The organism is Malaciobacter sp. (assembly GCF_055140965.1).
In genome coordinates this window covers 17,101-28,592 of record NZ_JBSRRO010000034.1, presented here as the reverse complement: position 1 = coordinate 28,592, position 11,492 = coordinate 17,101, and the positions used below count along the sequence as shown (strand labels likewise).

The following is an 11,492-nucleotide window of genomic DNA, read 5'->3' as shown; positions in this document are numbered from 1 at the left end:
TTGCTTAAGATAGTCCGAACGATAATCAATTTCTTTTCTTACTGAAAAATCCTCATTTATCATATATTTAAGATGCCACCAAAGTTCTTTTATATTAAACATATAAGCTATTAGTTCTTCTATACTTAAAATAGATATTATCTCTTCTATATCATATAACTCTAGAACTGATTGTTTTGAAAAATCTCTGCTTAAAATATCTAAAGTTTGTATAATAATAATATTTTTTATATTCTTGTTTTTTTTTAATGATTTTTTTATAATTCCTAAACTACCAATAATTCCCCAACTTCCTGTTAATGATAAATTTTTCGTATTTAGCTCAGAAATTTTAGAAAAGTAATTAGAATCAAATGAATTTCCCGCTGATGAATCTCCAACAACAATAGTATCAACATTTTTAAAATTATCTTTTTCTATTTTTTTTAATTGAAATTTTTTAATAATATCATTGTCACTAATATTTAAATCTAATCTATTTAAAATAAATGCTATTATTAAAAAAAGTAATATAATAAATAGTGACAATCTTAAATAGTTTATACTTTTAATTTTTAAATTAAAAATTAAAATATAAGAATTCAGAAAATTCATTTAATGCTCCTAACGAAATTAAAATAATAAATATAAAAATAAATAAATAATAAATATTTGTTGAAAAAGAATCTTGTATTTGATTAGTATTTTTAAATGATAATATAATAATAAAAGAAATAGTTATCCATGAAAAACTTTTATTTCCATCGATATTATGTAACCAATTTCCAAACTCTAATCCATAATCAGATAGAAAATGTAATTTTTCTTGATATTTATCAGATATAACTATTTTATTCATTCCAAGCATACCTTCAAATACTTTTATAGCATCATCCCACTCTTTTGCCCTAAAGAATATCCATGCTATATTTACAAAGTTAAATGTTATAAACCATGCTATTACTTTTGGAAATCTAAACCCTAAACTTTGCCATACTCTATTTATAACTAATGCCATTCCATGCAAAAATCCCCAGAATATAAATGTCCATCCTGCTCCATGCCACAATCCACCTATTATAAATGTTGCAAGTAAGTTTACATATGTTCTAAAGTTCCCTAATCTATTTCCACCTAATGGAATATATACATAATCTCTTAAAAACCTTGAAAGAGTTATATGCCATCTTCTCCAGAAATCTTGTATATCCAAGGCTTTATATGGAGAGTTAAAGTTTATAGGAAGTTTTATATTAAACAGTAATGCTATACCTATTGCCATATCTGTATATCCACTAAAATCAAAATATAGTTGAAATGTATAACTAAGACTTGTTGCCCATGCTTCTAATAAATTTAATGTTTCTGCTTTATCAAACCCATTATTAGCCCATACTGCAAAGGTATCTGCTATTACTACTTTTTTAAATAGTCCTATTGAGAATATAAATAGTCCCAGAGCTATATTTTTATATCTTTTTACTAGATTCCAACGACTAGCAAATTGTGGCATCATCTCTTTATGATGTACAATTGGTCCTGCTATTAATTGAGGAAAAAATGTCACAAACAGTGCATAATTTAAAAAGTCATACTCTTTTGTTTCATTTCTATAGCTATCTACTAGATATGCTATTTGTTGAAATGTAAAGAATGAAATAGCTAGTGGCAATAATAAGTTTAGTGGTTCTATATTTGCACCACTTATTAAATTTACATTCTCTATAAAAAAGTCTGCATATTTAAAGTATCCTAGCAATAATAGGTTTGATACTATTCCAAAGATTAATATTGATTTTTTATTAAAACTATTTTTATACTCTTTTTTTGATAAGCTATTTCCTATTATATAGTTAAATAGCATTGAACTAAGTATTATTGGTAAATATACTACATTCCACCATGAATAAAAAAACAAACTTGCAAATATAAGAAAGCCTTTTGCTCCTACTACTAATCTTTTACTATTTAGGTAAAAATAGATAAAAAATACTAAGGGTAAAAATGCAAATATAAATTCGTAACTATTAAATAACAATTATTTTAAACCTCGTCTTTTTATAAACTCTTCAACTTTTTTTACATCTTCTGGAATATCAACGGCAATTGAATCAACAAATGTTTCTTTCATTTTAACTTTATACCCCATATCAACAAATCTTAAAATCTCAATATCTTCAAATTGTTCATTTAAAGTTTTATCTCTTGAGGAAAATAATTCAAGTGCTTTTTTTGTAAAGCCATAAACACATACTTGTTTTTTATATTTAGCTTTTTTTTCTGATTTATTAAAAGGTACGCCTAATCTAGACATATACATTAGTTCATCTTTTTCATTTACTATTGTTTTAATAATAGTATTTGCATTTACTTCAGTCTCATTATCAATTATCTTATAAAGATTATATGCTACATATTCATCTTGATAAAGTTTATATTCATTAACAACCTCATCGATACTCTTATGATCAATTACAGGTTCATCTCCTTGAATATTTACATATAAATCAAAATGTTTTTCTTGAGCTACTTCTGCAATTCTATCAGTACCTGTTAAGCAGTTATCTGTTGTCATAATAACTGGTATATTTTCACTTTCACAATACTCTTTTATTTTTATATGTTCTGTTGCAACAACAAGTTCATCTAGTAGTTTTGATTTTTTTGCTTGTTCATATGTTCTTTTTATCATAGGAATACCATTAATTAAAGCTAATGGCTTACCTTTGTATCTACTTGATTTATATCTTGCAGGAATTACACCAATAATACTAAGTTTCAATTCTCTTTTAAATAAGGAAGGAGTTACAAAATGAATTAATATCTTTTCATTTAAAGCTCTAAGTCCTACTAATAAAGTTTGATTCTCATCTTGTAAGGCTTTCTTATCATGTATTTGTGTAGTTTCATGATAATTATAGTTTTCCATGTTATCAGTATTATAGCCATCAAGACCAGCTATTTCTACTTCTTTAAAACCTTTTTGCAAAAACATATTAATAGCAATTAAAGATACATTTGTAAAAACTTGATTTGAAAAAGATGAATATTTACTAAGATCTATAGTTGAGAATACATTATGTAAAGATTGAATATTATTTGAAATAATTGTTTTAGACAAATCAATTGATTGAGAAAATTCATTATACCTTTTTTGGTTTGTAAAAAAGTAATAATTTGATTCAAACTTTGAATTATGGTTTAAACTTACAGTAATATATTCACCACTTAAAATCTTATTTTTTATTATTGTTTCATAATCATTTATACTTGTTCCAGAAGCAATCAAAAGTATTTTCTTATTTGTATCAAATTCAAATTCATTATTTAAATTACTTTTAGGAGAATTTACATAATTATCTAAATAAATTTGTTCTATAAAACTTTTATCAAAGCTTGATTTTTTCTTATTTGGTACAAGACTAAGTATTTGACTTATTTCTGTGATATGCTTAGTATTTTTATTAATTAAATATGTTGCATAATTAGGATGACAATTGAATGCTGCAGATAAGAACTGTGCAGGAGAGAAGCCCCAAGGGTTTTCATGCATTAAAGAGTTTAAGAAATCATCAATAACTTCTAATAATGGTATTGTTTGATAGTTTGTATTAAAAGTTTTGTTCATAAAGTCAAAAATAAGTTCGGTATTTAAATTTCCTGCTCCTCTTCCTATTCCATAAATACTTGAGTCTAAAATTATATCTCTATTTAATCTTGCCATACAAAGACTAATTGCATTAGAAAAAGCAAGTTGCATATTATTGTGAGAATGATAACCTAATGCTATCTCTTCAGCTAAATTATTATCAGCTAAGTTTACATATCTTGTAAACTCTTTTAAACTCATTGAACCAAAACTATCAACAATATAGAAAGCACAAGGATTAAGCTTATTTACTTTTTCTAAAACTTCTAAAAACTCTAAATCACTATAATTTTTAGTAATCATAGGTTGAAAATAAAGTTCATATCCTTTTTCTTTTATCTCTTTCCCACTTTTTAGAGCCTGTTCTATATCTTTTTTATGAAAAGCTAGTCTGATACCTTTAATTGAAGTATCTTTTGATAAAGGTAAATCTTTAGGGTTAAAATCCAAAAAGTTTATCATTGCTACTTTTTTAGAATCTTTTGAAACATTAATAAAATCATCAATCTGCTTTAAGTCTTTAAATAAAGTAGAGTTTGAGTCCTTCCCATCTTTTGAATTAAGGTATCCACATTCAATAATATCAACATTTGAATCATCCAAAGATTTAATTATTTTCTTAATTTGCTGATTGCTAAAATTCCAATCGTTAATATATCCACCATCTCTTAAAGTACAATCTAAAATTTTAATGCTCAAAACTTTTCCTTTTTATAAATATTTAATTTATGCTAACTAAACTTCTTTAAAAAAATTTATTAATTTTTTAAACTGTTTTTCATTATCAAACTGTTCTTCTGCTTTTTTTTGTCCAAAGCAAGCTAGTTTTTCCCTTAAAATATCATCTTTATATAACATTTCTATTTTTAAAGTCAAATCTTCAAAATTTCCACTTTCAAATAAAAGTCCAGTTTGTTCATCATCAATTATTTCTAAAACACCACCAGAATTTGAAGCAATAACAGCTGTACCATTTCGCATAGCTTCAATTGTAACTAATCCAAAAGTTTCATTTTTTGAAGTCATCAAAACTGCATCACAAGCTTGCATGAATTTTGAAGGTTCATTTGTAAAACCTACAAATAAAACTTGCTCTTCTAACTCATATTTTATAACTTTTTGTTTTAGCTTTTCTAAATACTCTTCACTCATAGCATGTCCTATGATATAAGCTTTGATATCTAACTCTTTTTCTTTTAGCAAATTCATAGCTTCAATAAGTAAATGTTGTCCTTTAAACTCATTTATTCTTCCAATAAGTCCTAGCATAAAAGAGTTTTCTACTTTTAACTCTTTTTTAAACTCTGTTATTTGTTCATCATTTAAAGCTTTACTTTCATTTGCTCCAAGATATAAAAGTTTAGTTCTTGGTCTAATATCTTTAGGAATAAATTTATTAACTTGCTCTTGTAAAGCTTTTGTTACACAAATAATTATATCAATATTTTTATACAAAAACTTATGATAAAAATCATTTTTAAATCTTGTCATTGTCATATGTCTTGTTTGTACAATTTTTGGTTTTCTTTTTGATAATTTTTTTGAAAATACTACAATTGGAATATCTTTTGTCCAATGAAGATGAATAATATCAATACTTTGTTTATCGATAATCTTTGCAAGCTTTAGAGCCAAATATAAAGAAAAGCTACTTTTTCTTTTTAATATGAAAATATTTTTTTCATTTTTAAAATAGTTTTCAAGCTTTGAATTTTTTGAAATTGCATTATATACATTAAACTCTTTTGATAAATACTTTGAACAATTACTCATATAAAGTTCCAAGCCTCCTAAATCAGGAGATAAACAAACTTCTAAAATATTCTTATTTTTCATTTTTTTGCATTTCTAGCATAATTGCATATTTCATATAAGAACTAAAAGCAGATACAATAGCAACATTCCAACCATTTATTCCATGAAACGCACCACCTTTTAAAATCAATGTTTTAAAAAGTGCTCCAACTCCATGAATAAGAGGATCAAAAGCATTTGCACGCTTGCCATCTTCATATGCTAAAACGGCACCTCTTTTAATAAACTTTTCAGTTGTTCTTATCATATGTATATAATCTTCATATGAATAATGTAACATATCAGCTTCTAAATCACAAATATTTTGCGTTTCTACCTTTGCATGACCTTTTGCAGTTGAGTAAGCACATTTTCTTCTATTATATAATCTTGTAACTCTATCTGGATACCAAAGCTTTATAAAATTATTTCCAACATAAGTTTTTCTTGCAAAAGAAAAAGCATCAAAAGTTGTATTTTCTAAATCAAGTTTTTTAATCTCTTCTATTGCATTTAAATCTAATCTTTCATCTGCATCTATACTTAAAACCCAGTCATTTTTTGCAAATGGAGCTCCAAATGCCTTTTGTGGACCATCACCTAAATACTCTTGCTTTATAACTTTTGCACCTAAACTCTCTGCTATTTCACATGTTTTATCACTACTTAAAGAATCAATAACCAAAACTTCATCACATACTGTTTGTACTGATTTTATAACTTCTTTTATATTTTTTTCTTCATTAAGTGTTATTATATTTGCTGTTATTTTCAAATATTACCTTTTTCTATTCTTATTCTATTTTTTTCAAAATGTTTTATAGATTCCTTAAACCATTCTTTATTTCTCAATATATCTTCTTGTTTAAATAAATATGAATAGATTAATAAGTCATCAAATATATTTACTAAAGAAAACAAAAGTGTAGTATTTATACCGTAAATAGCTTTTGGCTTATGATCTAAATTTAGAAAGAAAAACTCTCCAGGTTGAGTACTTTCTATTACATTTATCTCTTTTATCAAGTTATATGACAATAATTTTTCTTTCTCTTCTCTTCTGTGCATTAAGTAATAAACTTTACAATCATTATGTTTATTTATTATAAAATTTATATAATCTTCATAAGCTTTATTTTTAACTATTTTGTTTTCAATAAGAGGTTGCCCCAAAATATAAACTTTATTTTCAATTTTTTTATCTTTAAGTTTGTATATTTTCTTTAATTTTTCAAAATTATGATTTATTATTTGATTATTATCTATTTTATACAAATTGAAAAAAGTAAAAATATTAATCACTTTTTCTGTTGATGTTTTTAGACCAACTAAATTAAATCTTAATTTCCTAAATCCTTTACTTTTGAAAATATTTCTTCCTTCTTTTAAAGCTTTATGAATAAGTATAGTTTTAGCCCCATCATCAAGTAGAAATATTTGATTAGATTCTATATTAGATATTATAATTTTTTGAATTGAACCAATATCTCCAATAAAAATATTATCAAAACTATTTTTTTTTAAATTCTTTACTAACTTAATATTTTTAAAAAATTTACTTTTATTTCCTTGTCCATGCCTGGTAATTGTATCAAAATATTGATTATTATTTTCTAATAAATATGTAATTTGGTTAGAATTATTTTCTAGATTATTATCAATTATTACTAAAAGGTTTTTTTTAAGATTAAATTTTTCAATTGCTTCAAGTGCTCCTAGCAGTTGAAAAGGTGTAGTTATAACAAATAAATTATTCATTAAAATTCTCTTTTTGTATATTCGAGCCACTGCTTTACAACAAAAGATGGCTCTAATGTAGCTAACATTTTACTGTAGTCATCAAAATAAAACTCTTTTTCTTGTTTTATTACTTTTATTACTTGTTCTGCTAATCTATTAGCTTCTGGCTCTACTAAGTTTTCTTTCATATTCTTACCACTCATCAATTCTTTTACTCCACCAGGAGATTTACTTGCAACAATTCTTGTTTGACAACACATAGCCTCAATCAAAACTCCACACAAACCTTCAAATTTTGACGTTAGTACAAACATTTCTGCATTTTTCATCCAATTGTACGGATTTTTTTGATATCCAGCGAATATAACTTCTTTTTGTAGTTTGCTATCTAATACTTTCTTTTTTAAAGCCTTTCGAGATGATCCATCTCCAACTAATACTAGTTTATAATCAAAATTAAAATTATTTTTTAGATATATATATGTATCAATTAAAAGTTCAAAATTTTTGGCATTGACTAGCCTACCTACACCTAAGATATAAGGTTCATTAGGAATTTCATCATTTTTTTCTTTTGCCATTGAAATTATCTTTTCTTTAAAAAAAGGATTTCTAATTGCTTTTAAAGATAAGGGTTTTACATTTTCTCTTTTTAACTTTCTTTCAAAAAAATATTTTCCACCTTCGGAGTTACAATTTAAATGAACATTTTCAAAATAAGCTTTACTAATTATTTTATCTTTAATTGAAGAAGTTTTTTTAGTAGAAACATTTACACTTATTCTAATAACTCTTGAATCTTTAAATCTCCAAAGTTGTTCAAAAGAGCCTTGACCTCTTACTAAAATCAAATCATAAGGCTTACCATTTTCTAGTTTCTTTAATTCTTTTTCAAAAATAGAGCTTGTATAAAAACCTTTAAATAACGGGTAAGTTCCTCTTAAAAAAATATTCATTATTTTTGAAAATAAATTCCATAAGAATCCAGAAAAACTTTTTTTCATAATTTTATTTATATCCATAAAATAAATATTTACGCCTTTTTCTTTAGGAGCAATAGTTTTATTTTTGTTACTGAAATATATTAAATCAACATCATGACCTGCTTGAAAAAAAGCATCTGCTTGATTACATGCAGCTCTTTCCATTCCACCAAATTTTAAACTTCTAACAACAACTGCTATTCTCACTTTTTACCTTTTTTATATTCTGTTTTTATTAAAAATTCTGAAATTGCTAAACAGGCCTTATAATACTCAAGCATAGGTTCATTTTTGATACTTAAACTTTTAAATTTTTTAGCTTCATCCTTTGAATTAACTACTAAAGCGCCATTAAATCCAAAATGCTCTTGGCTTAAGTCAAAAAGATTTTTTCCTATAGAAAGATATTTTTTGTTCTTTAAAGTTAAATTATAAAGTGTAGGAAAAATATCTTTGTGTGAACCCGCAACTTTTGTATCAATATTTAATTTGCTCTTTAAACTTTCAGGTAAATAAAAATACAATGGAATATTTCTAGAATTCAAAATCTCATTTTCATCATATTTCATAATTCCATCAATTGTATTATTATCAGCTGTTACTACAACTATTGTATTATCTTTAAATTTAGACTTTTTAAACTTATCTAAAAATATTCCAACTTGATCTACTGCATACGCATATGAAGCAAACCTTTGTTTTGCTAACTCAAAATCTCCAGTAATATGATTTTTTATTTCTTCATTGTAAGTTAAACTTTTAGAGTTGTAATCATTTGGTATATTATAAGGTGGATGATTATTTGTACTAAGTGCTACTATAAACTGTTTATTATTTGAATTCTCAAGCTTTTTTAATATATGTGAATATAAATATTCATCAAAAATCCCCCATGGATGAAAATATTCATCTTTATCTTTTGTAACATCTTCTAGGTGATTAAAGATATTAATTTTACCTTCAACATTATCATAGCCTTGATACTTTATAAACTGCCCTAAACTTCTCCATGTTAAATCACCACCATAAATAAAACTTGTTTCATAACCAGAATCTTTATATAAAAATGCAGGACTATATGTAAAACTAGTTTGCTTATAAATAGATTGTGAAAATGCAAAAGAGCCAGGACGGTGAGGTATATTTAAAAGCATTGCTTGTAAACTTGAAATTGTTCCATTTCCAGCTGATATAAAATTTGTAAATAAAGTATCTTCATCAAAATGCTTTTTTAATTCACCTAAAATATTAAATTCTTCACTTTGATATTTTAGTATTGGCATTCCAAAACTTTCTACCATAATTACAACAACATTATACTCTTTATCATCAATTTTTTTCGTTTTATATGTTATATTTTTTAGTAGTTCATTTTTATTTATATCACTAGTTCCTTTATAAACTTCAAATGCTTTTTCAATATTTCCTTTATATCCAGTAGCTTTTAATAAATCATATTTTTTCATAAGATATTTTTCTCTTGCACTTAAAGCATTTGTAAAAGCTCTAAACCCATTATGTGATATTTTATTTATAAACTCATTTGTTGATATATTTGGAATCATTTTTCCTAAAGGATACATACCAAAAGTACCCCTTATTGCTAGAAAATTCAATATAAATAAAATAAGAAAAATAAGCGCTGAAATTTTAAGACCAAAAAAAGAGTTATAGTTTTTATTTTTAATATCAAAAATCTTTTTTATACAATAAAATAAAAAACTTAAGTAAGCAAAGAAAATAGCTAAAATTAAAATCACATTATAATTTTGCCAAAAAGTAATCATCAAAGCTTTAGTATCATCATCTAAAAGACCAAAAAATAAAATATTAATATGCTCTTTAAAGTATGAATAAAACCCAAAATCAGCACATAAAAAAAGGCTTACTACAAAATAACAAATAAAAAGATAATAAACTAAAAACTTTTCAAAATATGTTAATAACATATCTTTTTTTACATAATATAATATTATAAGAATTATTGTTGGTATTGCTTGAATATAGCCAATAACAGTTAAATCAATCCTAAAACCAAGAAAAAAAGCGTTAAATATATCTAAGTACAAACCCTCTAAACTATTAAGTGAAGAATAGTAATTAAAAAAGACAAGTCTAAAAATTGACATAAAAACTAAAAATAGTATATGTGCCAGTAAAAGCTTTTTAAAAATATTTAGTACATTTGAGATAATTATTTTATTCATTTTTTATCCATTTTCAAATTATATAAACTATCAAATAGTTTAAAAAAGCTTTTAACATCACTTCCTAAAAATTTATTAATAAAGTTTATTTTACTTAATTTTATTAAAATTGATATTTTTTTTGCAAGTTTATTTAGTTTTGATTTAAAGTCGTAGTTTTTTGTTAAATTTATATAGTTATCAATAATATCTTCATAATCTATTTCTACATTTGCTTTTATTTTTGTTAAAGATAACAAAAAAAGTAAAAAATCTCTATATTGCAAAGTTTTTAAATCAATATTTTTATCAAAGCTATCTTCTAAATCAATTACATATACTTTATTATTTTTGTATGTTAAGTTTCTTGATTGAGCTCCGCCGTGATACTCATTGCAATTATGTATTTGTGCAATAGTCTCAATTGCTTTAGGAATAAAAAAGAAAATATCCTCTTTTTTAGTATCTTTTTTTCTAATATGTGAATGTATAGTTCGTCCACTATCTTCTAAAACAAAAAAATCATCTTCTTTATAAACTACTTTAGGTACATTTATACCTAATGTTTCAAATCTTTTTAATTTAGATGTTTCAAACTCTAATGCTTCTTTTGCACTTTTAAACTCAACTGGTGTAATTATCTCTAATTTAAATATTTTGTAATATAGTTTATGACTTAAAGATGACATCGTAGGTCTTGCTTTTTTAACCCAATACTTTTTATCTTGAAAAACTAGTGAATAAATCTCTTTATCTTTATTTAAAAGATTTTGTTCTTTTACAAAACTGATTAAATCAAGCATATACTTCCCATAAAATTAAAATCCAACACACTAAATGTAAAATTATTGTAAACATAACAGCAGTTGAGCCTATATCTTTTGCAGTTTTTGCTAAAGGTGCAAACTGTTTTGTCACTAAATCTACTACATTTTCAATAGCAGAGTTTATTAATTCAACTATTAAAACTAAAATTCCAGTAACTAAAAGTATTAATTTATAAGTCAAACTTGCATCAATAACTAAAATTCCAGCTATAATAAAAATTGCACAAAAAAGCTCTAATCTAAAAGAGTTTTCTGTTTTTAAAGCATGTTTTAATCCACTTAAGGCATATTTTGTATTTTTAAAAAGATGATATTTGGGTTTATTATTCATTTA

General features: G+C 24.4%; 10 protein-coding genes. All 10 read right to left on the bottom strand.

What is annotated here, in order from left to right:
- The coding region (locus ACTCCZ_RS10125; RefSeq protein WP_463187307.1) for a hypothetical protein at positions 1-594 on the bottom strand (594 nt) is incomplete at its 3' end.
- Positions 560-2,017 carry an MBOAT family O-acyltransferase gene (locus tag ACTCCZ_RS10120; protein ID WP_079580106.1) on the bottom strand — a complete coding sequence of 486 codons (1,458 nt, stop codon included), beginning with the start codon at positions 2,015-2,017 and terminating at the stop codon, positions 560-562. The genes ACTCCZ_RS10125 and ACTCCZ_RS10120, both read right to left, overlap by 35 nt.
- Positions 2,018-4,327, bottom strand: a complete 2,310-nt coding sequence (kdsB, locus tag ACTCCZ_RS10115; RefSeq protein ID WP_079580105.1) for a 3-deoxy-manno-octulosonate cytidylyltransferase — start codon at positions 4,325-4,327, stop codon at positions 2,018-2,020.
- Positions 4,328-4,363: 36 nt separating this feature from the next.
- Positions 4,364-5,464 carry a glycosyltransferase family 4 protein gene (locus ACTCCZ_RS10110; protein WP_079580104.1) on the bottom strand — a complete coding sequence of 367 codons (1,101 nt, stop codon included), beginning with the start codon at positions 5,462-5,464 and terminating at the stop codon, positions 4,364-4,366.
- Positions 5,454-6,197, bottom strand: a complete 744-nt coding sequence (locus ACTCCZ_RS10105) for a glycosyltransferase family 2 protein (RefSeq protein WP_079580103.1) — start codon at positions 6,195-6,197, stop codon at positions 5,454-5,456. The genes ACTCCZ_RS10110 and ACTCCZ_RS10105 overlap by 11 nt, the downstream gene beginning before the upstream one ends.
- Positions 6,194-7,180, bottom strand: a complete 987-nt coding sequence (locus ACTCCZ_RS10100; RefSeq protein ID WP_079580102.1) for a polysialyltransferase family glycosyltransferase — start codon at positions 7,178-7,180, stop codon at positions 6,194-6,196. The genes ACTCCZ_RS10105 and ACTCCZ_RS10100 overlap by 4 nt, the downstream gene beginning before the upstream one ends.
- Positions 7,180-8,352 carry a glycosyltransferase gene (locus ACTCCZ_RS10095; RefSeq protein WP_079580101.1) on the bottom strand — a complete coding sequence of 391 codons (1,173 nt, stop codon included), beginning with the start codon at positions 8,350-8,352 and terminating at the stop codon, positions 7,180-7,182. The genes ACTCCZ_RS10100 and ACTCCZ_RS10095 overlap by 1 nt, the downstream gene beginning before the upstream one ends.
- Positions 8,349-10,352 carry an LTA synthase family protein gene (locus tag ACTCCZ_RS10090; RefSeq protein ID WP_079580100.1) on the bottom strand — a complete coding sequence of 668 codons (2,004 nt, stop codon included), beginning with the start codon at positions 10,350-10,352 and terminating at the stop codon, positions 8,349-8,351. Before ACTCCZ_RS10090 ends, ACTCCZ_RS10095 begins: the two co-directional genes overlap by 4 nt.
- On the bottom strand, positions 10,349-11,134 hold the full coding sequence (locus ACTCCZ_RS10085) for an RIO1 family regulatory kinase/ATPase domain-containing protein (protein ID WP_079580099.1): 786 nt from the start codon (positions 11,132-11,134) through the stop codon (positions 10,349-10,351). Before ACTCCZ_RS10085 ends, ACTCCZ_RS10090 begins: the two co-directional genes overlap by 4 nt.
- Positions 11,127-11,489, bottom strand: coding sequence for a diacylglycerol kinase (locus tag ACTCCZ_RS10080; RefSeq protein WP_079580098.1), 363 nt, complete (start codon positions 11,487-11,489; stop codon positions 11,127-11,129). The genes ACTCCZ_RS10085 and ACTCCZ_RS10080 overlap by 8 nt, the downstream gene beginning before the upstream one ends.
- Positions 11,490-11,492: the final 3 nt, after the last annotated feature.